Source organism: Micavibrio sp. TMED2, from assembly GCA_002168225.1.
Taxonomy (GTDB): Bacteria; Pseudomonadota; Alphaproteobacteria; order TMED2; family TMED2; genus TMED2.
The window spans coordinates 684,900-707,544 of sequence record NHBH01000001.1 but is presented as its reverse complement, the minus strand read 5'-3'; the positions used below and the strand labels follow the sequence as shown (position 1 = coordinate 707,544).

Genomic DNA, 22,645 nt, shown 5'->3' with positions numbered 1-22,645 from the left:
ATGCCATGGCTGCCCCGGAAACAGGCTCCCTGAAAACGCTGTATCTCGACTATCCGCGGCTGCTGGTCCTGACCATCGGCATCCTGATTGCCGCCGGGCTGGGCTCGATCTTCACCGTCCCGCGGCTGGAAGACCCGCGCATCAGCAACCGCAATGCGATTGTGGTCACGCCCTATCCCGGTGCCGATGCCGCACGCGTTGAGGCACTGGTGACGGAACCGCTCGAAGATGCCCTGCGCACCCAGTCGGAGATCAAGCACATCACCTCGACCTCACGCGCCGGGGTCTCGGTCATCAATATCGAACTGAAAGATGCGGTCACCAATTCCGAGCCGGTCTGGTCGCTGCTGCGTGACGAGGTCAATGCGGTGGCACCGACCCTGCCACCGGATGCGGGCACACCGGACCTCGATGATGATCGCAGCTATGCCTTCACGCTGATTGCAGGATTGCAATGGACCGCTGACACGCCGCCCAACTTCCGGCTGATGAAGCGGTTTGCCGAGGCGCTGCAGGATCGGATGCGCAATGTTGCCGGTACCGATATCGTGCGGATTTCCGGCGCACCGGATGAGCAGATCGAGGTGATCGTCGATGCCGAGACACTGGCCGCCGCCGGATTGTCCCTCAACAGCGTCGCCGGTGCCCTCGTCAATGCCGATGCCAAGGCATCCGCCGGTGCCCTCGATGGCGGCTTGACCGGGCTGACGGTCGAGGTCGACGGCCAGTTCAAGACCACCGAGCGTATCGGCAGAATCCCGCTGGTTGCCGATGAGGCAGGCGGCCTGCGCCTGACCGATGTGGCCACGGTCAAGCGCAGCGTACAGGACCCGCCGGAAGTTATCGCCACCATTGATGGCCGCCCCGGCATTGCCATCGCCAGCCGCCAGTTGCCAGATATCCGCGTCGATGTCTGGGCCGCCGCAACCCGCACGGTGGTGGCCGAATTTGAAGCCACCCTGCCGCAGGGCATTGAACTCCGAACCCTGTTCGATCAGAGCACCTATACCGAGGATCGCCTGAGTGGCCTGATGGGTAATCTGCGCGCCGGTCTGGTGATTGTGCTGCTGGTCCTGCTGATTACCATGGGCTGGCGCTCGGCGATTATTGTCGGCCTTGCCCTGCCACTGACCGCCCTGTTGGCGCTCGGCAGTTTCCAGTTGCTTGGCGTCAATATTCACCAGATGTCGGTAACCGGCATCATCGTTGCCCTCGGCCTGATGGTGGATAACGCCATCGTCATGTCGAACGGCATCCGGGCGGATGTGCAGGATGGCATGGATCGCCGGGACGCCGTTGCCCGCAACGTCCACCGCTTCGCCGTGCCGCTGCTGGCCTCGACCATCACCACGGTCATTGCCTTCATGCCGATCGTGCTGATGCCCGGTGCCGCCGGTGAGTTTGTCGGCCCGATCAGCCTTGCCGTGATCAGCTCGCTGCTCAGTTCCTATGCCATCGCCATGACCATTGTGCCGGCGCTGGCCGGGCTGATCTCACCCAAGGAGCCACCACCGCCCTCACGCTGGCGCGATGGTCTGGTTGTGCCTTCGGTCACCAAATGGTTCGGCTGGAGCATTGACCAGAGCCTGAAACGCCCGGCGGTGTCGATCATTGCTGCCATGTGCCTGCCCATGCTCGGCTTCATCGGCGCGGGCACCCTGAGCGAACAGTTCTTCCCGCCCGCTGACCGCGACCAGTTCCATATCGAGATTTATGCCCCGGAGCAGAACTCGATCCGCGGCACCCAGCAAATCGCCGAGGCGGTGGACGCCGTGCTGCGCGGGACCGAGGGCATTCTGGAAACAAACTGGTTTGTCGGCGGCAGTGCCCCGTCCTTCTATTACAATCTGCTGCAAAATCAGGATCGCAACCCGTCATACGCTCAGGCCATGATTACCAGCGACAGCTGGCAGCGGACCAATGCCCTTGTCCTCGAGTTGCAGGATCGGCTCGATCGGGAATTTCCCGGCAGTCAGATCATTGTCCGCAAGCTCGAGCAGGGCCCGCCATTCGATGCGCCGATTGAGGTCCGTATCTATGGCCCCGATCTGAAGATGCTGCGCACGCTCGGCGATCAGGTGAAACAGGTGCTGTTCACCACCCCGAATGTGGTCCATATCCGCAATACCCTCGATGCCGGTGAGCCGAAGATTACCGTCCATGCCGATGAGGATCAGGTCAATCTGGCCGGGCTGACCCTGACCCAGATCGCCAGCCAGTTGAGCGATGCACTCGATGGCCGTCGCGGCGGCTCCATTCTCGAGGCAACCGAGCAACTGCCGGTGATTGTCCGCCTGTCACAGGACAAGCGCAGCACGCTGGGCGAGATACGCGAACTGACACTGGTGCCCGGCGCCACCAATATCGACCGGGCGGCAGAGCCAAACCCCAATGCGATCGGTATTCCGGTCTCCGCCCTCGGCGAGATCACCATGGTGCCGAGCCTGACTGCAATCCCGCACCGCAATGGCGAGCGGATGCAGGAGATCAAGGGCTATATCTATGCCGATACCCTGCCCGCCGCCGTGCTCGCAGATTTCCGCCACCGGCTTGAGGCCAGCGATTTCAGCCTGCCGCCGGGCTACCGGCTGGAGTTTGGTGGTGAGAGCGAGAAGCGCGGCGATGCCATCGGCAACCTGTTGTCATCCGTCGCCCTGCTGGTGATCCTGATGATTGCCACCGTGGTGCTGTCCTTCAATTCATTCCGGCAGGCAGGCATCATTTTCATGGTCGCGTTTCAGGCCATGGGGCTGGGCCTGCTCAGCCTGACCATCGGTGGCTATCCGCTCGGGTTTGTCGTCATTGTCGGGGTTATGGGGCTGGTCGGTCTGGCGATCAACGCCACCATCGTCATCATCGCCGCGATCAAGGATGATCCGGTTGCCCGCAGCGGCGATCCCGTCGCCATGCGCGAGGTCATCATCCGTGATACCAGCCGTCACATCCTGTCGACGACCGTTACCACGGTTGGCGGCTTCTTTCCGTTGATTATGGCAGGTGGCAGCTTCTGGCCACCCTTTGCGGTGGCGATTGCCGGCGGTACGGCGCTGGCGACCATCGTATCCTTTTACTTCACCCCCGCCGCCTACCGCCTGTTGATGGGGTGGCGGCAGGCGGCTGACAGAACCCGCGGCAGGAATAGCGACAAAACGGACCTGTCGGGTGATGGCAAACTCGCGATGGCGGCTGAATGACTAAACGTAAATGACTAGGCATCCAGCCGGTTGAGCACACGCACGCGCGCATACTCGAAATAATAATTCTCCTCATCCAGGAAATAGCGGGGCCGCATCATGAAGGCCATGAGCAGCACGCCGGTTATCGAGACCATGCACCAGGCCGCAAGATCAATCACGGTCATGGGCAAGATTACCAGATAAGCCATGGAGCAGATCCAGACAGCAAATAGCGCGGGCAAGGCAATCGCCGCGCTGTGCAGGCACAGAACCCGGACAATCTCACGCTTGAAGTGGTGAACGAAGTCATCCTTGCTGCTGGTGAGAGCAATCGCCCCCTCGCTGGCAAGCTGGTCCCATTCATGTTCGATACGGGTTTTGATGGTGCGCCAGGTAATCGGCTTGCGAACCAGGGCAATAACGGTGAGGCAGGCAATGGAAACGCCGATCAGTCCAACCTCAACCATCATAGCAAATCGCCCCTGATTATTTGATACCGAGTACTTGATACCCTGTAACCTAAAAACATCATGCAGATGAAATGGGGCAATCCGAGGGCAAAAAAGCCTTTTTATATGTCAGCGATTCTGACCCGGATCATACCTATAGATGCAGTATCTCGCTGGTATCGGGACTTCTGGCCGGTTTGCGTTCACGGGTCAGGGACCAGCCAATCATGGCCCCGATCCGGCGATCCCCGCGCAGGGCAAGGGCGCTGCGGTCCTCGGTCTCGCCCTTGAGCACAAGCTGATAGCAACGCCGGGGGGCACCATCACCGAGATAGATGCTCTCTTCCACGTCCAGTTCCGCGCCCTGAGCCTGAAACCGCCAGCCGGTGCCGCTCAACGGTTTGATCAGCGCACCGCCCTGTACCGGCGAGACCTGCACATCGGGCGACAGATGGAACCGGACGGTAAAGCGATGCCCCGCCGTGCCGGTGAGCTTTTCTTCACCGAAAATCGCCTCACCGCTGTCGGAAACGGTGATGGTGCGGTCATAGATGAGGTTGAAACGCTCCTGCCAGCCATTGTGGTTCATGATAACCCGGGTGCCGTAACTGCCGGATTCCCGCAGGCTGGCGAGTTTCGTCGGGCTGCGACCGATGCCGCCGCCGGGCTGCACCTCACAGGCATTGGTATCGGCCACAACCAGCGTCGAGGATGCCGCGGTGGAGCGCAGCGGATCGAACAGCGCGCCCTCACCCGCATCATGGCCGCAGGAGATGATGATCCGCTCACGGCCATGGCTGAGCTCGAAGCCGAACAACCCGGCATGGGCATTGTGGTCATAGGGTTTGGTGGCGGCACTGCCGGTATCGACGATGATGGTGGTGCGCCCGACCGCAACCCGCTCGTAACCGCTCTGCGGCAGTGACTTGATCGGACGGCCACGGGCATCGGCCTGTGCCAGTGCCGTATCGATGACCAGCGGGTCGAGCACCCGGCTGCCATTCATGGTGGCAAGCCCACCATCGGCATGGCGGAACAACCGCAGGGCAGGCACCATCCGGTCAATGCCATCCTGCAGATAGACCGGCACCGGCTGTTGTGCCGCAACCAGTGCTGCGCGAATGTCGATCAGGTCGCGCAGCACGCCGAAATGCTCTTCCGGGTTGCGGGTTACATGCCCGCCATCCCCGGCAATCTGTTCCCGAAGGACGGCAGCGAGCGTATCAAGCGCCAGTGGCAGTTTGAATTCATGGGCATCGGTGCAAAGCGCAAACAACAACCAGCCCTTGATCGCCAGCACCTCACCGGCCCCCTCGGGACCGTCATACCTGCCGGCATTCTTGCCGACATTGCGGATCAGGTGGCGGGCCTGCATCGCAGCACTCTCGAGCAATGCCGTCTGTTCATCCTCGCTCAGGCCGGGGGCAAAGAACTCATACTGGCTGAGCCAATGGGACAGCCGGGCGCCGGTGGCATCCATGGCCCAGGCATCAGGCTCCCAGCGCGGATAGGTATTGATCCATTGCATGACCCCGCTCGCCGCGCGTCGTCGGGCCTGATCACCGCCACAGGCCCGCAGGTGCCGGAGCCAGTGAAAGCCGTGCAGGGCACGCAGCCAGCCAGCCGGGGCGCGCTCGGCGTAACCGCTGAAAATCCGGTCGCCCAGATGCTTCGGCGCGCCGCAGATGGTGTAAATGCCGCTCAGCATTGCCTGACCGTAATCGGTGCGCCCAGGCCAGGGATCAGGCGGAATGAGGGCAAACCGGGTCGGCACATGGCCCCGCAACCCGCGCTCATACAGCGGGTTGGTGAAGGCAAATTGCCGCCCCCGTTGCTTCAGCCGGTCGAGTGTCGAGGTAGTGTCCCGGCCGTGGGGCCCCCGTGTCACCTCAGAACCTCGATGGCCGCCGCATAATCGGGCTGGCCGAATACCGCACTGCCAGCCACCAGCACATCGGCACCGGCCTCACGGCAGAGCAGGGCGGTTTCGGCATTGACGCCGCCATCGATCTCCAGCGCGATCTCGCGACCGCTGGCGGTAATCCGGCTGCGGGCGGCACGGATCTTGTCGAGCTGGCTCATAATGAATTTCTGGCCGCCGAAACCGGGATTGACGGTCATGATGCAGATCAGATCGATATCGCCGATCAGGTTGTCCACCACCTCGATCGGGGTGGCCGGGTTGAGCGCTATCCCGGCCTGACAGCCGAGGGATTTGATATGCTGTACGGTGCGGTGCGCATGGGGTCCGGCTTCCGGGTGGATGGTAATCATGCCCGCTCCGGCAGCGGCGAAATCATCGAGATACTGGTCCACCGGCGAGATCATCAGATGCACATCAAAGGGCAGCGCGGTATGCGGGCGCAGCTGCTTGATCAGCTGTGGGCCGAACGTGATGTTCGGAACAAAGTGGCCATCCATAACATCCAGATGCAGCCAGTCGGCACCGGCTTCCTCAACCGCCCTTGCCTCATCGGCCAGATGGGAGAAGTCGGCAGCCAGCAGTGACGGCGCAATCGTGGAACCGGTCTGGCGGCGTTTGGTTTCAATCATAACGGTATCGATCTTGTTCATGGTGCATGCCTAAAGCTGATGGTCATCATAACAGACCATTTCCTGCCCCATGCTGCTTAGCAACTGGGGGCGATTTGCTCAAGCATGCTGAGCGTTCAGCGAAAGTCAGATTTCCGCATCGACAGCGCCCAGCGCCTCAATCATGAAGTCGAGGAACACCCGTACCTTGGGCGACATCTGCTGGCTGGTCGGGAAAACCGCATATACCGGCACCGCATCCATGTGCATGTCGGACAGGATCTGGGTCAGCGCGCCGCTGCGCAGATCGGGATCGATCACATAGGTCGGCAGGCGTGCGATGCCGAGACCGGCCAGCGCCGCCGTGCGCAACATGCTGAGGCTATTGCACTGGAGTGGACCATTTACCGGCACTTCGACTTCACTGCCATCATTACGGAACCGCCAGCTGACCCGCTGACTAACCTCGCTGAAGGTCAGGCACTCATGGGTTGCCAGATCATTGGGGCGCTTCGGCGTGCCGTGGTTTTCGAGGTATTCCGGCGCGGCACAGATCACCCATGTCTGGGTCAGCAGCCGCCGGGCAATCAGGGCACTGTCGGGCATCTCACCGACCCGCAGGGTGACATCGAAACCTTCCGCCACCACATCGACCCGGCGCGAACTCAACACCAGCTCGAGCTGAATATCGGGGAACGCCTTCTGAAAATCGGCGAACATCGGGGCCAGCACCCGCTCACCGAATGTCGGCGGGGTCGAGATACGCAACCGGCCACGGGGCTGGCTGCCCATGCTCATGATGGTGTTTTCGGCATCATCGAGCGACTGCACGATGTCGCGGGCGCGCTCATACAGCATCATGCCGATCTCGGTTGGCTGGATCGAGCGTGTGGTCCGGTTCAGCAGGCGGGTGCCAAGGCGCTCCTCAAGCTGGCTGATCTGGCGGCTGACCGCCGAGGGGGAAACGCCAAGACGCCGGGCAGCAGCGGAAAAACCGTGCTGTTCGATCACATGGACATAAACGCCCAAGCCATAAAGCCGATCCATATTCTTTGCCCCGAACTCTCTTAGGAATTTCCGCCCTGAACACCCAGCCTTATTATTGCGCAAATCGCAAAAGACTATCGTTTTTATACCGTATTATTGATTTTATGAAAACACTTATATTGGAAGTAACACGGGATTACAGCCACCGCAAATCGAAACAGGCTGCAGAAAGTCAGGAGGACGACATGACCTCGAACAATCACACAGATGGCAAAACCAATGGTAACTGGGTTGGCGACCACCTTTACGGTCGGCCGAGCGACATCAAGCCGGAATGCCTTGAACTCTACATGCGCAATGCAAGACGCCTGCGGGCCAATGCGTTCATGGAACTGTTCAAAGGCGGCCATGTGAGCAAGGCCAGCGATGCGATGCGCCCAAAACTGCCCGATTGCAAGGGGCGCTATGCTGCCAAACCGGCAACAGCCTGAGTGTCGCCTTGCATCAATAACCAACCGATTCGATGTTTAGGGCTAGGACAGACAGACGGATTTGTCTAAGGTCGCCGCCGATCCGATCCATCCGCTACTGTCCCAGCCCTTCATGCGACTGATTTATCATCTCTGGCTATCCGCTTCCTCCCGAAAGGTGCGCATCTTTCTGGCCGAGAAAGGTCTGGAATTTGACCTGAAGGTCGAGAAGATCTGGGAACGGCGCACGGAGTTTCTCGCCATGAACCCGGCGGGCGATGTGCCGGTGCTGATTGAGCCGGACGGCACCACCCTGACCGACAGTCAGGTGATCTGCGAATATCTAGACGAAGTCTATGGTGCGGAGACGCCACTGCTCGGCAATGGGCCACTGCAACGGGCCGAGACCCGCCGTCTGACCACATGGTTTGACCAGAAGTTCGGCAAGGAAGTCACCGACAACCTCGTCGGCGAAAAGCTGATGAAACGGTTCCTCAAGCTGGGCGAACCACACGCCCCGTCGATCCGCGCCGGTCATGCCAATATCCACTATCATCTCGACTATATCGGCTATCTGACCGAGCGACGCCGCTGGCTTGCCGGGAACGATTTCTCCCTCGCTGATATTGCCGCTGCCGCGCACCTGTCGACCGTGGACTATCTCGGCGATGTGCCATGGGACGAGCATAAGGAAGCCAAGGACTGGTACGCACGGGTCAAGTCACGTCCCTCGATGCGCGAGATACTGACCGATCTGATCCCCGGCGCGCCACCGCCGAAGCATTACTCAAACCTCGATTTCTAAGCCGCTTTCCAGCCCCTGACGATAAAGCCCATCGCGTTTTTGGGCGAGGCTGCTACACTGTCCGGTGACTGGGGGACCATTCAACCGGGACAGGCTTGTGCCATGAGAAAATGGCTCGGCACTACACTATCAACCGCCATCGTCGCTGGCCTGCTGCTGATCGGCACGCCGCCACTGGCTGCGCTTGCCGCCGAACCGGGCCTTCCCGGATATAACGACACCATTGTTCTAAACCTGCAATTCGAGGACTGGGCCGAACCCAAGACCGCGCTGGTAACGGTGCGTGTCGGCGTGGTGACCGACCAGACCCAATCAGGCCTGATTCAGGCCCGGATGAAGGGCATTGCCGAGGACGCCTCCGATCATATGGACTGGCGGATCGCCCAAATAACCCCCGCAGCCGGTGCCCGCGGTGCCGCCCTCTGGCAGGCCATGCTGGAGACCCGCATGACCCCTGATGATCTCGGGCGGCTGGAACGTGCGGTTGCCGCCTATACCGGCAATGGCAATGACGCCAGCTTCAGCATCGAGCGGGTTGACTTCGCGCCGACACTGGCTGAGATACAGGCGGTCCGCGCCAGCCTGCGTGCGCAGGCCTATCATCAGGCCGCACGGGAAATCCGCCAGTTGCAACTGGCCTTCCCGGATAAGATATACCGCATCGCCAGCATCACCTTCGGCCAACAGTTTGATTACAGCAGCGTGCCGCTGTCACAGATACTGGGCGATGCCACTGCCTATCCCCATGGCAGTGCCGCGACCCGCCGACCGGGGGAGGCAACCCATGTCACCCTTACAGCCCAGATCACCCTGACCGCCGATCCACGCATGGCCGGGGCCTCGGTCATCGAACAGACCGAGCGCACGAGCAGCGCCGTTCAGTCCATCCTGCAACCCCGCTAAACCACCCTCAAGCTATGTCCAACGATCCAAGCCTCGCGCTGGCACCACGTATTATTGACCAAACGGTTGAGCAACTGACCGCCGCCATTCCGGCGGAACGGCGCAACCTGTTCATCCTCGGCCTCGGCTATACCGGCCAATATATCGCTACCGCCCTGACCGCCTGTGGCTGGCGCGTTGGCGGCACCAGCCGCAATGCAGAGACCCGCGAGCGTCTGTCTGCCGCCGGGCTGGAAACCGTCGCGTTCGGCGATGCGATCCCCGACGGCTATGACCAGTTGTTGAGCACCATTGGCCCGGACCGCGAGGATGGGCACGATCCGGCGCTCACCACCTATGGCCCCGCCATGCTTGACCGGCGGTTTCGCTGGACCGGCTATTTCTCGGCTACATCGGTCTATGGCGACAGCGGTGATGACTGGATCGAGCAGACCACCGACCCGGCACCGGCAACCGAGCGCGGGCAAAAACGGCTGGCGATCGAACAGGCATGGCAGGGGTTGATGCAACCGGTCGGATTGCCGCTGAGCCTGTTCCGCCTCGCCGGTATCTATGGGCCCGAGCGCAATATCATCATGCAGTTGCAGAGCGGGAAGGCGAAGGTGGTCGACAAGCCCGGCCATGTTTTCAATCGCATCCATGTGGAAGACATTACCCGCGCGGTGCTGTACCGGATTGCCAATCCTGCCCCGCTGACCATTGATAACCTCGCCGACGGCCAGCCGATGACCCAAGCAGCATGGGTGGCGCGGGCGGCGGACATGCTCAACATAACCGCCCCGGCGGCAATCCCGTTCGAGCAGGCCAAGGCTAAAATGTCGCCCATGGCCCGCAGCTTCTGGGCCGAGCGCAAGCTGATCCGGGCGCCCAAATTCGGCTGATCACCTCGGATAAATGGCACAGCGGCCGGGCATGTGAGTGCCACTCGCCACAACCCGCTTCGCAGCCGGGCACAAGCGACTATCATGTGGGTGAGTGAGCAATCACTCAGTATCACCGTCGATGGAGCAACCCGATGCCGCAACTGCCCAGCCTCTATCAGATCAAGCCGGCATTTCAGCGCCTGTTGTTACCGGTACTGGACTTCTGCCTGACCCGCGGTATCAGCGCCAATGCCCTGACCGCCCTCGCCCTCGCGCTTTCGGCACTCGGCGGGGCCGCGATCCTGTTCTCCGATGCGGCGTTATGGGCGCTGCTGCTCTATCCGCCGCTGATGCTGGTACGCATGGCACTCAATGCCCTCGACGGGCTGGTGGCCCGCAGGACCGGCACCAGCACCAAGGGCGGCATGATCTTCAACGAGACAGCCGATATTCTGAGCGACCTCGTGATGTATCTGCCCCTGCTGATCGTGCCCACGATCAACCCGTCCCTGCTGATCGGCTTTGTCGCTACCGGCGTGTTCGCCGAGCTGGCCGGCCTGTTGCGCCTGATCCGCAATGGCCAGCGCGCCTATCACGGACCGCTCGGCAAGAGTGATCGGGCGGCAGCGGTTGTGGTATTAACGGTTATGGTCAGTTTCGGGACACCACCGGGCTGGCTCAGCGGTGCTCTGGGCCTGTTCATCGCCCTGCATCTGGTGACCATCATCAACCGCTCTGTCGCCCGTCTGACACCTCCGCCGGGCGCCTAGAGCCCCCGACACGACCGGAATGATCCCGCCATGAATGATATTCTCCGCATCATCTCCCGTATCGGGCTGGAACTGCCGCCGCCGCATCTGCTCTGGGTGATCGCCGGTGCCGTCGCAGTCTTGGGTGCGGCCACCATCGCGGCCAAGCTGCTGCAGCGGAAGCGCGGCAAGGCCCGGACGCAGGAGCTGAATGCCCGCATGGTCGGCTGGTGGCTGATTTTCGGGTTTCTGGCCCCGCTGCTGTTCGGCACACCGTTCATGGGTGTGCTGGTACTGGCGCTGATCGCGTTTCTGGCATTGCGCGAATATGCCAGCCTCGTGCCGCTGCGCCCGTCGGATCGTTGGGCGCTGATGCTCGCCTATCTGGCGGTGCCGGTGCAGACCTGGTTCATCCTGAAAATGCAGTACGGGTTTTTCATCATTCTGGTACCGGTCTATCTGTTCATGATCCTGCCAGTCGCCCTCGTCCTCGCCGGGGATACCAAACGCTTCATTATCTCGCTCGGTACCCTGCACTGGGGCGTCATGATGGCGGTCTATGCCCTCGGACACGCCGCCTTTCTGCTGGTGTTGCCGATCCAGCATTTCGGCGATGTGGCCAAACCGGGCGAAGGGCTTGGCCTGCTGTTGCTGCTGTTCATCCTGACCGGCGGCAATGATGTGGCGCAATATTGCTGGGGCAAACTGCTCGGCAAGACCAAGATCATCCCGAGCATCAGCCCGAACAAGACATGGGAAGGCTTCATCGGCGGCATTGCCACAACGGCAACGCTGGCCCTGCTGATCGGGCCGTTCCTGTCACCGTTCCATGGCACCATGGCGGCGATGCTCGGGGCCGGACTGGCGGTTGCCGGTTTCCTCGGCGATGTTACCGTCTCAGCGGTCAAGCGCGACCTCGGGGTCAAGGACAGCGGCACCGTCCTGCCGGGCCATGGCGGTTTGCTCGACCGGCTCGACAGCACGGTGTTTACAGCACCGCTGATGTTCCACATCTGCCGTTACTTCTTCTACGTCTAGGCTTCAAGGAACGGGCACCCGATGCGCTGGCTTCGCCTCACGATCATTCTCTGTGTGCTGCGACCGCTGCTGTTTCTGGTTACCGGTAACGGCATTCGCGGACGGCACCGGCTGCCCGATGGCTCCGGCCCGGCGATCCTGATCGCCAATCACAACAGCCATCTGGATGCGTTGGTGCTGATCGCTGCCCTGCCATGGCGCGGCATCCTGCGGGTCCGCCCGATTGTCGCCGGTGATTATTTCGAGACCACATGGTGGGGCCGGATCATCGTGCTCGGCATCCTCGGTGGTGTGCCGATCTCCCGCCAGCGCAAAAGCCCGGATGACAACCCGCTGCAACCAGCCTGCGATGCGCTGGAGAACGGCGCGATCCTCGTGTTCTTTCCCGAAGGCACGCGCGGTGAGCCGGAAGTTTTCGGTGAGATCAAGAAGGGGCTTGGCCATCTCGTTGCCGCTGCGCCTGCCGTGCCGGTCGTACCGGTCTGGCTGACCAATCTCGGTCGTGCCTGGCCGCGCGGCGCCGGGGTGCCGGTGCCGCTTGCCTGTCAGGGCTGGGTTGGTCGCCCGCTGCACTGGACCGGTGATGTAGACAGCTTCATGACCGCTGTACAGCACCGCCTGTTGTTGCAATCGAAACTGCTGGCTGCCTGCCTACCGAAACCCTATGATTTCGGTGACGAAAACGTCTGACGGGAGGAACCTCATGCACGTTCTGGTCTTTGTCCGCTTTCCCAGACCCGAGGGTTGGGATGCGGAGACATTGTACGCAAAATATAAAGAAACAACCGTGCTCTACACGGATATCGACGGCCTGCTGCGCAAGGATTATCACTACAATCCGGAAACCGATATCGGTGGCGGGATGTATCTCTGGGATGATGAACAGAAGGCACGCGCCTTCCATCAGGGCCCGTGGATGGAGCGGTTATTGGCCAATTACGGCAGTGAACCGGAAATCGACTGGCTGCAGATACCGATGACCACCGACGGCATCAATCACAGCGTCGCGGTTCATCTGTAACCACAACAGATATCGGTCTAATGGGCCTTCTTGCCTGAGCGCCGGTTCGGGCCATCGAACTGGTCCAGCCGCCCGGCCTTCAACAGGGCACGCTTGTCGATGCGCTCGGCCAGCGGGCGGACATTCTCCAGCCGCGCCTCAATCTCCGCCACCTTCTGCGGGTCGGCGGCGGCGATGCGCTCTGCCTTGGTTTTCAGCCGTGCGATAATCGGTTCGGAAGTAGTATTGGTCATCGGCTCAGACCTTCGGAATATTGGTGAAGTCGGGCTTGTCATTGCGGATCTGCAGATGCGGATCGACCTTCGGCTCTACCCGCATGCGCACGAACTCGTAACCCAGCTCGTCGGTTTCGCCCGGGGTCTTCTCAAAGCCCATGGCCTTGAACAGGGCCTCGGAACCGGGGTTGGTGTCAACGAAGCGCAGTTCCTTGAAATCGCCGCCCTGAACCGCATTGATACCGGCAGCAACCGTGATGAAACGGGCCGCCCCGGAATCGGATTGTCCGACTTTTTCGGGCTTTCGATATAATCGAGGTCAATACGGCCCGGCTCACGGTCATCATAGACTGAGCCGGCAGCCATACCGGCCAGTACCGATTTGCCATCGGGCTGGTCAACCCAGATCGCGAGACCGAAGCGGTTCGGCTTTTCGGCATAGTTTTCCCAGATGCGGTGCCAGTCGTAATCATCGACCCATTGCTTACGATCCGGCTGATCCCAAGCGGAGGCCGCATCAAGCGATTGCTGGTCGATCGGCTCAACCCGGATTTTCTTCGAGGCATATTGCGGCTTGCCGATGGCCTGCATCAGTGCCGGTAACTGCTTCTCGGTTGCCGTGAAGGCGATATCCTGCAGCAGTTCAAAATCGTCACGCGTGCGGCTGCTTTTGCTGCTGTCGTAGGTATTTGGTTCCCCGTCAGGGTATTTATCGGCCATGTGGCGCCCCATCTATCATGTTGTTGATACATGATACGCAAACGCCAAGAAAACGCATCAATCAAATTGCCATGCGGGCACAGCTTTTCGCGCTTTATCCACCAGCGCCAGATCGAGGGTGGCGGAAATCACGCCCGGCTGGTCGTCAGCCTCGGCCAAAACCTCGCCCCAGGGGCTGATAATCATGGAGTGGCCATAGGTGACACGGCCCGGATGATGCTCCCCGGTTTGCCCCGGTGCGACAATAAAAGAGCCGGTCTCAATAGCGCGAGCGCGCAGCAGAACCGACCAATGCGCCTTGCCGGTCGGTACGGTAAAGGCGGCAGGTACCGCAATGACCCCGGCACCGGCACGGGCCAGTGCGCGGTACAGCGCCGGAAAGCGCACGTCATAACAGATCGACAGCCCGAGCGTTGCGGCCCCGATATCCGCCGATACGGTCTTGTCACCGGGGCGGTAGGTATTGCTCTCGCAATAGACCTGATCGCCGGTTACATCCACATCGAACATATGCTGCTTGTCATATTGCGCGACCAGTTCACCGTCGGGATTGAACAGCAGGCTGCGATTTGCCAACCGTTCGTCATTCTCAAGCTTCACAGAGATCGAACCGATCAGCAGCCATGAGCGGCATGATGCCGCCTGCTCGGAAAACCGGATAATCGCCGGGTGTTCGGCCATGGGCAGGGCAGCCGCCAAGGCACGCTCCCGCCCCTTGACGATGCCACTGGTCATCTCCGGCGTCGCGATCAGGCGGTTGTCGGATGCAGGCAAGGTCGAGGCCGCAGCGGCAATCAGTTCGCTTGCATGATCGAGATTGGGCCCAAGCTCTTCGCCCACATTCAACTGAACGCAGGCGACATCAATCATGCTCACGCGCTGGCCACTTCCAGCTTGGCGTCGAGTTTACCCGCCGCCTCAAGCGCATAGAGGTCGTCACAGCCGCCGATCCCCTCACCATTGATGAAGATTTGCGGCACGGTGCGGCGGCCATCGGCACGCTCAATCATCTCCGAACGCTTGTCGGGTTCAGCGGAAATATCGGTTTTGGTGAATGGCACGCCTTTCTTGTCCAGCAGCGCAATCGCGCGGTGGCAATAGGGGCAGGTCATTTTCACATAGAGTTCAACGTTAGCGGTCATACCTTTGATGCCTCGGCACAGGTTGAATACATATCTGTCTCTAAATTTGCGGTTCAAAGCGCGGTTTGACAAGGCCGCAGTACAATCAGTCGCGCACAACTCTTGTGACCGTCAGTACATCAACCCGCCGTGCACCGGCCCGTTTGAGCAGTTTGGCAATCTCGTTCACCGTCGCACCGGTGGTGATCACATCATCGACCAGCAGCACATGGGCGTCCTTAACGCGGGCGGGATTCGTCACGGTAAAGGCACCGCGCACATTCACATGACGCGAGGGCGCCTGATCCGATCCCTGGGGCGGCGTCGCCCGGTTGCGGGTCACCAGCTGCGGCTCGAATACCAGTTCCGGCAGGTCGGTGCCGTGACTGCTGCCCACCTCACGGACCAGATACCGGGCGAGTTCCGCCGACTGATTGTGCCGCCGGAGCAGCAAGCGCCGCCAATGCAGCGGCACCGGCACCACCAGCACCTGACCACCCGGATCAAGGTCCGGCAGTCCACGCACCAGCCGTTGCAGCCATCCCGCCAGCAGCGGTGCGAAATAGAGCTTGTCCGCATGTTTCAGCCCGAGAACCAGCTGCCGGGCGACACCGTCATAGGCGAAGGCGGCACGGGCATGGTCATAGATCGGCGGCTCGTTCAGACAGCTGCCGCAGCGCTCTCCGGCATTTGCCTGCTCATAGGCGAAGGGCTGGCCGCAACAGATGCACCAGGGCGGCTCCAGTATCCGCAGATCGTTCCAGCAGTCACCGCAGAGCAGCCCCTGAGCCTCGATATCGCAGCCGCAACCGGCACAGCGTGGCGGCAACAGCAGGTCAACCGCGCGCATCACCTGCTGGCGCAATCCGGTCAATAGCCGGTATCCAACTGCTGCCTGATCGGTGTATGACAAGCCCTTGCCCCGATTACGAATTGCAAAACCGCCGCTATAGTGCCGCAGATGAATGACCAAAGACCAGCCACAACCGGCCCTGCCAGCCAGATGAGTGATCCGCACCTGCCATTCGACCGCAGTTTGCTGCGCCAGCGCCGGGCGCGGGCGGCAGCCACCCTCTATGCCGATGCCGATTTTCTGTTTGAGGAAGCGGCCCATCGGATGGCCGAACGCCTCACCGATGTTCGCCGTGATTTTAACCGCGTTCTGGAACTGGGTGCACGCCGGGCCGCACTGGCCAATGCCCTGCCGCGCAATCCCGACCGCCTGTATGTGGCGAGCGATGCCGCCTTCACCTTCGCCGCCCATCATGAATATGGCGTGGTGGCCGATGACGAGGCCCTGCCCTTTGCCGCCGACAGCTTCGACCTCGTGCTGGCCAATCTCAACCTGCATCACGTCAATGACCTGCCCGGCACGCTCTGGCAGATCCAGCAGGTCCTGCAGCCAGACGGATTCTTTCAGGCGGTCATGTTCGGTGGCGAAACCCTGAACGAACTGCGCGCCTGCCTCGTCGAGGCCGAGACCGAGATTACCGGCGGTGCCTATCCGCGCTTCTCGCCGCTCGCCGATCTACGCCAGATTGCCGGGCTGCTGCAGCGGGCGGGCTTTGCCCTGCCGGTTGCCGATCACGAACGGCTGGCCGTGCGCTATGCCGAGCCGATGCGGCTGCTGGCCGAGCTCAGGGCGATGGGAGAGAGCAACCTCCGCCATGACCGCTCACGCAAGCCGCTGCGCCGCGATGTGCTGTTTCGGGCCATGGAGCTGTACCAGACCCGGTTTGGTGGCAGCGATGGCCGCGTCCCGGCCAGTTTCGATCTGGTGTTTATGGCCGGATGGTGCCCGGATGCGAGCCAGCCGAAGCCGCTGCGCCCCGGCACTGCCGGTACCCGCTTGGCCGATGCGCTGGGCACGACCGAGCACAAAACACAGGATGTGGTTGCGCCGCCAACCCAAACCCGGCAGTCTGATGGCGACTGACATTGCCCGTCCCGACAGCCAGTGCCAAATCTCCGTGCCCACAGCCCGACCGGTACTATCTCCATGTCCCTTAAAGTCCAGATTATTCCCGCGTTGAGCGACAACTACATCTATCTGCTGATTGCCGATGATGGCGAGCATGTGGGGGTTGTCGATCCCGGTGACGGTGCCGCGGTGCTGAAGGCGCTGGAGCACGGCAAGCTGCAGCCGACCCATATCTTCAACACCCATCACCACAGCGATCACACCGCTGGCAATCACGCGCTCAAAGAGCGCTATAATACGCCGGTGATCGGCCCGGCTGCCGAAGCAAGCCGCATCCCGGACCTCGACCAGACAGTTCAGGAAGGCGATGTGCTGGATTTCGGCGGCAACCGTGTCGAGGTGATTGCCACCCCCGGCCATACCAGCGGCCATATCTGCTTCTATTTCCCGGATGCCGGGATCGCCTTTGTCGGCGATACCCTGTTCGTCATGGGCTGTGGCCGCCTGTTCGAGGGCGATGCCGAGCAGATGTGGGACAGCCTGTGCAAGCTGCGTGACCTGCCGGAGCAGACCGCGATTTACTGCGGCCATGAATATACCCTCAGCAACGCCCGCTTTGCCCGCTCCATCGACCCTGATAATACGGCCCTCGCCGAGCGTATGCGCATCGTCGAGGGCCTGCGCGGTCGTGGCCTCGCCACCATTCCGAGCACCATCGGCGAGGAGCGCCAGACCAATCCGTTCCTGCGCGCCGATGATCCCGACCTGCAGGCCAACCTCAACCTGAGCGGCGCCCCTGCCGCACGGGTCTTTGCCGAAATCCGCCGCCGCAAGGATGCGGCATAGGGCACTCCTTAACTGTTCTCTCTATCCCCTGAGCTATCATGTCCAGAACCATCGATTACTATTTCTCGGTCATTTCCCCGTGGAGCTATATGGGCCATCAACGGTTCATGACGCTGGTTGAGAAACACGACCTCGCGGTTGATTTCAAACCCATGCACCTGCCGACACTGTTCCCGCAGACAGGTGGCCTGCCACTGGCCAAGCGTCCGCCGATCCGGCAGGCCTATCGCATCCATGAGATGAAGCGCTGGCGCGAGTTTCTCGATATCGAGCTTAATCTCGAGCCAAAGCATTTCCCGGTGGCCGAGATACCGGCAAGCTGCCTGCTGAATTATGCCGAGGACCGGTTCGCCGATGTCGGTGCACTGATGCTGGCGATTTTCCGGGCTGTCTGGGTAGAGGACCGGGATATCACCGATGCCGATACCCTGCGCGCGATTATGACCGAAAACGGCTGTGATCCCGACTGGGTCGATGCCGCAGCAGAGGATCAGGAAGCCAATGACCGCATCCAGCGCGATACGGCAGAGGCCTTCGCTGCCGGGGTCGTCGGCGCCCCCGGCTATGTCTTCAAGGGCGAGCCGTTCTGGGGGCAGGACCGGCTCGACATACTCGACTGGCGTCTGACACAGGATGCAGCCGCCCATGCCGCCTAAGCCATGACGGTGGGTATAGTGCAGCCGGAACATCACCGATAATGACCAGCACCACCAAGCCCATTCATATCAGGATCAATTTTTCATCGCCTGCCTTCTGCATCACGGCGATCATTGTGTTTGGCATTATCCAGCAGCTGTTCATCGCACAGGTATGGCCAGGCGAGTTAGTCGGTTTTTCTACCGACAATCACACCTATATGGTCCGATTGCTCGAGAGCAGGTGGTGGGAAGACCATGGCTGGTTCAATCAGATCAATGCCCCTGACGGCATCGTGCTACACTGGACCTACCCGCTGATGCTGCTGATCACGGCATTGGCATTACCACTCCAGCTGTTCATGCCGTGGCAGGATGCCCTGATCTATGCCGGATCACTCTGCGCACCACTGTTCTATCTCGCGATCGGTCTGGTTATCTATAGACTGACACGGTATCTGACCACACCCGGCTGGGCTTGTATCGCGGCGCTGATTGTCATGTCGGCGCGGCCCATACTGAATTATGGCACCATCGGACGCCCGGACCACCATCTGCTCGCGGTGCTGCTGGTCTGTGTGTTCTGGTGGGCATTGATCGGCATGGATCGGGGGAAACGCTACTCCCATTCCCTGATGGCAGGAGCCTGCGCAGCGCTTGCCATATGGACAACGCCGGAAACCATGGCCGGGCTGGTGCTTGGCATTGCGTTGCAGTCATGGGCACGGATTGTCGACCATATCGATGGCCGGTTACCCCATCCGATACGGACCTGCATCGGTGGTGACATGCTGTTTGCCCTGTCATGGGTTGTCCTCCTGCTTGGTGCGATCATCATTGATCCGCCCTATGAGGGCCGATGGGCGGCAGTGCATGACCGCGCCTCAATCGTCCATATATGCTTTGCCGGCTTTACCGGCATGTTGATTATCGGACGCACGCTGATCATGCCGCCATTGGACCGGATCAGGCATAATCGGCTGATCATGCAGACCATCGGCCTCGGCATTCTGGGCCTGCTCGTGGTCGCCGGGTTTATTGCCCTGTTCCCCCATGCCTATGCCGGTGCCATGAACCATGTGGCCCCCGAACTGAAAACCTGGATTGCCAATATTCAGGAAATGCAGCCGTCGATTACGCCGGATCAGTTGCTGGTCAATATCGGCGCGCCGCTTCTCGGCATCTTTGGCCTGCTGCTGGTCTGGGAATACCGGGCAGAGCTGACCGAACGGCAGAAACTGCTGACCCTCGGCGCCATGGTTACCCTGACACTGCTGACCATGGTTGGCACATTGTATTTCCGTTTCGCCTATTTCGCGGTTGCCGCCGCCGGACCCTTTGCAGCACTGCTGCTGATCCGGCTTGAGCGGATGCAGGTAGCCTTTCTGAAACCCGACATACTCGTGCCGATCATCATCGGCCTGCCATTGCTCGTCACCCATATCATGGGCGCATTGGAGGAATCGGGCACGATCAATTATCGGCTGTTCGCTGTGCCGACCAATGCCCCGGAAAACAAGGCATTGCAGCCTACTTACACCGCCGACAACCGGATCATACCGATGTCACATCCCATCGGACAGGCCGTCTGCACAAATTACCCGATGGTGACCTATCTCAAGGAGATCGCGCCAAAGCTGGAAGCCAAATGGCACAGCCCTGACCCGATGATCGTGATGGCCTCGCAAAATCCCGGCCCGGCAATCCTGTTCCATACGGATTTCAACATCATCAGTGCGCCCTATCACCGGAATACTGACGGCATTCTCGATGAGCGCCGGTTTTTCGGCACGCCGGGCACGGACTATATGAACGAGGTAATCGACCGTCGGCACATTGCGGTTGCCGCCGTCTGCGTCAAACCGGTGATCGACCAGCCGGAGCTAGAACGGCCCGGGGTTTATGACTGGGCACTCAACGGCGGCGATGACCGGTTCGGCGTTGCCCTCGAAATCCCCGGTGAATGGGTCATTCTCGCACGACGGGAGTTGCTAGATGACTGGGCACCCGTCATAAAGCAGGCTGATCCGGACGATGCGGAAGCACCGGCAACAGATACAGATAACAACAGCAATAACAGCGGATAAGTTTCATGGCCGATGGTGCCCTTGCCAGTGCTGCTGCGGCAAAGCAGATCAGTCTCGATGACCTCGATATTGCCGTCATCATTCCCTGCATGAATGAAGAGATCGCCATTGGCGGCATGGTGCGCAAGCTGCGCGAGTTGCTGCCCCATTCACGGATCTTTGTTTACGACAACAACTCCACCGATGATACGGTCGGCGAGGCTGAGCGTGCCGGTGCGATCGTGCGCCGGGAGAAACGTCAGGGAAAGGGCTTTGTCGTGCGCCGGATGTTCGCTGATATCGATGCTGACATCTATATGATGGTCGATGGCGACAACACCTATGACATCGACGCGGCACCAAAGCTGATCCAGACACTGGTCGATGACGGCCTCGATATGGTTAACGGTGCCCGCAAGGCCGTGGTGGAAGAGGCCTACCGCCCCGGTCACGCCATGGGCAACAAGGTGCTGACCGAGATCATGCGCCGCCTGTTCGGCAAGGGCTTCTCCGATATCTTCTCCGGCTACCGGATATTCTCCCGCCGTTTCGTCAAGTCATTCCCGGTCATGTCGCGCGGCTTCGAGATTGAAACCGAACTGACGGTACATGCTCTTGAGCTGGAGATGCCGTTCGATGAGATCGAGACGGATTTCCGCGACCGCCCCTCCGGCTCGGAGAGCAAGCTGCGCACCTATAGTGACGGCACCCGCATCCTCTGGACCATGATCAACCTGCTGCGTCAGGAGAAGCCGTTCCGCATCTTCGGGGCGGTGGCCGGTTTTCTGGCGCTACTGTCGATCATCATCGCCTATCCGCTGTTCATCACCTATTTCGAAACCGGCCTCGTGCCGCGTTTCCCCACCGCGATCCTCGCCACCGGGCTGATGCTGCTGGCATCCCTCAGTCTGGTCAGCGGCCTGATCCTCGATACTGTTTCCTATGGCCGCCGGGAGGCCAAGCGGATGCGTTACCTCACCATTCCCGGCATTCATGCAAAAGCTGACAACATCCGAAGAAGTCAACAGAACTGACCTTCCTTCCCTGCCATACCAACAGAGGCACAAATCATGCTGACACTGCATTTCAGCCATACATCGCCCTATGTCCGTAAAGTGATGATGGTCGCCATCGAAAAGGGCGTTGAGGATCGTATCAACAAGGTGGTTACCAACCCGTGGGAGTCCGGTGACGCACTGCTGAAAAACAACCCGCTGTCCAAGGTTCCGTGCCTCGTGCTCGAAGATGGCACCACCCTGTTCGACAGCCCGGTGATTTGCGAGTATCTCGACAGCCTCGGCAACAAGGCCCCGCTGCTGCCGGAAAGCGGTATGGCGCGCTGGCAGGATCTGCGCCTGCAGGCACTGGCCGATGGCATCATGGACGCCGCCGTGCTGCGGGTACTCGAAGCCAAGCGTGAGGCGGCACAGCGCTCGGAGAACTGGTCATCGCGCCAGAAAAGCGCCATTGACCGTACGCTGGCCCATCTCGAGGACACCGCAGCCTCGATCAGCCCAGAGATCACCATCGGCACGATCAGCCTCGCGGTTGCGCTCGGATATCTCGACCTGCGACATGGCGCCGATCAGTGGCGTGAACGGTTCCCGAAACTGGCCAGCTGGCACGCAAAATTCGCCAAACACGACAGCTACGCTGAAACCGCGCCACCGGAAGGGGCATAAGACCAAATGCTCCCGGACAATATCAGTGCCGCCGAGATCATCAGCCGGTTGGGGTTACAGCCCCATCCGGAGGGCGGACACTACCGGGAAACATGGCGTGATGCCGGAGATGACGGCGCGCGTGGTTCCGGCACAGCGATATATTACCTGCTGAGCGCCGGGGAGGTATCGGCCTGGCACCGGGTCGATGCGGTTGAAATCTGGCATTGGTATGCAGGCGCACCACTGTCCCTGATGCTGTCCGCCAATGGCAGGACAACCGAAACCCTCACCCTTGGCCCCGCCTTGTCAGAGGGCCAGCAGCCGCAGGGCATCGTGCCGATCAACTGCTGGCAATCAGCCCGGAGTGAAGGCGCGTGGACGCTGGTCGGCTGTACCGTCAGCCCGGCCTTTGTCTTCGATGGCTTTGAAATGGCACCTACAGGCTGGTCACCCGGCGCATAAGT

General features: G+C 60.8%; 23 protein-coding genes and 1 pseudogene. 15 read left to right on the top strand and 9 right to left on the bottom strand.

The annotated features are described in order from the left end of the window. Positions 1 to 5: 5 nt before the first annotated feature. On the top strand, positions 6 to 3,194 hold the full coding sequence (locus tag CBB62_03385) for a hypothetical protein (GenBank protein OUT41402.1): 3,189 nt from the start codon (positions 6 to 8) through the stop codon (positions 3,192 to 3,194). A 14-nt stretch (positions 3,195 to 3,208) separates the two neighbouring features. Here the strand turns inward: CBB62_03385 and CBB62_03380 are convergent, their stop codons facing one another. From CBB62_03380 to CBB62_03365, 4 genes are all read right to left on the bottom strand, one after another. Next, entirely contained in the window at positions 3,209 to 3,646 is a 438-nt protein-coding gene (locus CBB62_03380) for a hypothetical protein (GenBank protein ID OUT41401.1), read from the bottom strand. A gap of 133 nt (positions 3,647 to 3,779) precedes the next feature. Then, a complete protein-coding gene (locus CBB62_03375) occupies positions 3,780 to 5,411 on the bottom strand; it encodes a hypothetical protein (GenBank protein OUT41400.1) in 1,632 nt (543 codons plus the stop codon). 98 nt (positions 5,412 to 5,509) lie between these two features. Continuing rightward, positions 5,510 to 6,178: a ribulose-phosphate 3-epimerase gene (locus tag CBB62_03370; GenBank protein ID OUT42620.1), complete on the bottom strand. Its 669-nt coding sequence runs from the start codon at positions 6,176 to 6,178 to the stop codon at positions 5,510 to 5,512. Positions 6,179 to 6,304: 126 nt separating this feature from the next. Beyond that, positions 6,305 to 7,204, bottom strand: a complete 900-nt coding sequence (locus tag CBB62_03365) for a hypothetical protein (GenBank protein OUT41399.1) — start codon at positions 7,202 to 7,204, stop codon at positions 6,305 to 6,307. Positions 7,205 to 7,389: 185 nt separating this feature from the next. On the opposite strand from CBB62_03365, the gene CBB62_03360 reads away from it, so the two are divergent. The 8 genes from CBB62_03360 to CBB62_03325 all read left to right on the top strand — a co-directional run bounded on the left by CBB62_03360 (position 7,390) and on the right by CBB62_03325 (position 12,993). Further along, complete coding sequence (locus tag CBB62_03360; protein OUT41398.1) at positions 7,390 to 7,635, top strand: hypothetical protein; 246 nt, start codon at positions 7,390 to 7,392, stop codon at positions 7,633 to 7,635. 112 nt (positions 7,636 to 7,747) lie between these two features. Next, the gene (locus CBB62_03355) at positions 7,748 to 8,419 is read left to right on the top strand and encodes a glutathione S-transferase (protein OUT41397.1); all 672 of its coding nucleotides are present in this window, start codon (positions 7,748 to 7,750) and stop codon (positions 8,417 to 8,419) included. A 102-nt stretch (positions 8,420 to 8,521) separates the two neighbouring features. Continuing rightward, complete coding sequence (locus CBB62_03350) at positions 8,522 to 9,322, top strand: hypothetical protein (GenBank protein ID OUT41396.1); 801 nt, start codon at positions 8,522 to 8,524, stop codon at positions 9,320 to 9,322. Positions 9,323 to 9,336: 14 nt separating this feature from the next. Next, the gene (locus CBB62_03345; protein OUT41395.1) at positions 9,337 to 10,203 is read left to right on the top strand and encodes a hypothetical protein; all 867 of its coding nucleotides are present in this window, start codon (positions 9,337 to 9,339) and stop codon (positions 10,201 to 10,203) included. Between the two features lie 134 nt (positions 10,204 to 10,337). Continuing rightward, the gene (locus CBB62_03340) at positions 10,338 to 10,955 is read left to right on the top strand and encodes a hypothetical protein (GenBank protein ID OUT41394.1); all 618 of its coding nucleotides are present in this window, start codon (positions 10,338 to 10,340) and stop codon (positions 10,953 to 10,955) included. A gap of 30 nt (positions 10,956 to 10,985) precedes the next feature. After that, positions 10,986 to 11,972 carry a hypothetical protein gene (locus CBB62_03335; GenBank protein ID OUT41393.1) on the top strand — a complete coding sequence of 329 codons (987 nt, stop codon included), beginning with the start codon at positions 10,986 to 10,988 and terminating at the stop codon, positions 11,970 to 11,972. 21 nt (positions 11,973 to 11,993) lie between these two features. After that, a complete protein-coding gene (locus CBB62_03330) occupies positions 11,994 to 12,662 on the top strand; it encodes a hypothetical protein (GenBank protein ID OUT41392.1) in 669 nt (222 codons plus the stop codon). 97 nt (positions 12,663 to 12,759) lie between these two features. After that, positions 12,760 to 12,993: a hypothetical protein gene (locus CBB62_03325; protein ID OUT41391.1), complete on the top strand. Its 234-nt coding sequence runs from the start codon at positions 12,760 to 12,762 to the stop codon at positions 12,991 to 12,993. Positions 12,994 to 13,010: 17 nt separating this feature from the next. On the opposite strand, the gene CBB62_03320 is transcribed toward CBB62_03325, so the two are convergent. From CBB62_03320 to CBB62_03300, 5 genes are all read right to left on the bottom strand, one after another. Further along, positions 13,011 to 13,226 carry a hypothetical protein gene (locus CBB62_03320; protein OUT41390.1) on the bottom strand — a complete coding sequence of 72 codons (216 nt, stop codon included), beginning with the start codon at positions 13,224 to 13,226 and terminating at the stop codon, positions 13,011 to 13,013. A gap of 75 nt (positions 13,227 to 13,301) precedes the next feature. Further along, a complete protein-coding gene (locus CBB62_03315; protein ID OUT41389.1) occupies positions 13,302 to 13,928 on the bottom strand; it encodes a hypothetical protein in 627 nt (208 codons plus the stop codon). Positions 13,929 to 13,985: 57 nt separating this feature from the next. After that, the gene (locus tag CBB62_03310) at positions 13,986 to 14,798 is read right to left on the bottom strand and encodes a hypothetical protein (protein ID OUT41388.1); all 813 of its coding nucleotides are present in this window, start codon (positions 14,796 to 14,798) and stop codon (positions 13,986 to 13,988) included. Positions 14,799 to 14,800: 2 nt separating this feature from the next. Further along, positions 14,801 to 15,070 carry a glutaredoxin 3 gene (locus CBB62_03305; protein ID OUT41387.1) on the bottom strand — a complete coding sequence of 90 codons (270 nt, stop codon included), beginning with the start codon at positions 15,068 to 15,070 and terminating at the stop codon, positions 14,801 to 14,803. A gap of 85 nt (positions 15,071 to 15,155) precedes the next feature. After that, positions 15,156 to 15,899 carry a hypothetical protein gene (locus tag CBB62_03300; protein OUT42619.1) on the bottom strand — a complete coding sequence of 248 codons (744 nt, stop codon included), beginning with the start codon at positions 15,897 to 15,899 and terminating at the stop codon, positions 15,156 to 15,158. A gap of 153 nt (positions 15,900 to 16,052) precedes the next feature. On the opposite strand from CBB62_03300, the gene CBB62_03295 reads away from it, so the two are divergent. From CBB62_03295 to CBB62_03270, 6 genes and pseudogenes are all read left to right on the top strand, one after another. After that, on the top strand, positions 16,053 to 16,985 hold the full coding sequence (locus CBB62_03295; GenBank protein ID OUT42618.1) for a hypothetical protein: 933 nt from the start codon (positions 16,053 to 16,055) through the stop codon (positions 16,983 to 16,985). Between the two features lie 63 nt (positions 16,986 to 17,048). Beyond that, positions 17,049 to 17,816, top strand: coding sequence for a hydroxyacylglutathione hydrolase (locus tag CBB62_03290; protein OUT41386.1), 768 nt, complete (start codon positions 17,049 to 17,051; stop codon positions 17,814 to 17,816). Positions 17,817 to 17,854: 38 nt separating this feature from the next. Continuing rightward, positions 17,855 to 18,472, top strand: coding sequence for a hypothetical protein (locus CBB62_03285; GenBank protein ID OUT41385.1), 618 nt, complete (start codon positions 17,855 to 17,857; stop codon positions 18,470 to 18,472). Between the two features lie 41 nt (positions 18,473 to 18,513). Then, positions 18,514 to 20,538, top strand: a complete 2,025-nt coding sequence (locus CBB62_03280; GenBank protein ID OUT41384.1) for a hypothetical protein — start codon at positions 18,514 to 18,516, stop codon at positions 20,536 to 20,538. Between the two features lie 5 nt (positions 20,539 to 20,543). Continuing rightward, a complete protein-coding gene (locus CBB62_03275) occupies positions 20,544 to 21,551 on the top strand; it encodes a glycosyl transferase (protein OUT41383.1) in 1,008 nt (335 codons plus the stop codon). Between the two features lie 39 nt (positions 21,552 to 21,590). Further along, positions 21,591 to 22,643: pseudogene (locus CBB62_03270) on the top strand (hypothetical protein). The last annotated feature ends 2 nt before the right edge of the window (positions 22,644 to 22,645 follow it).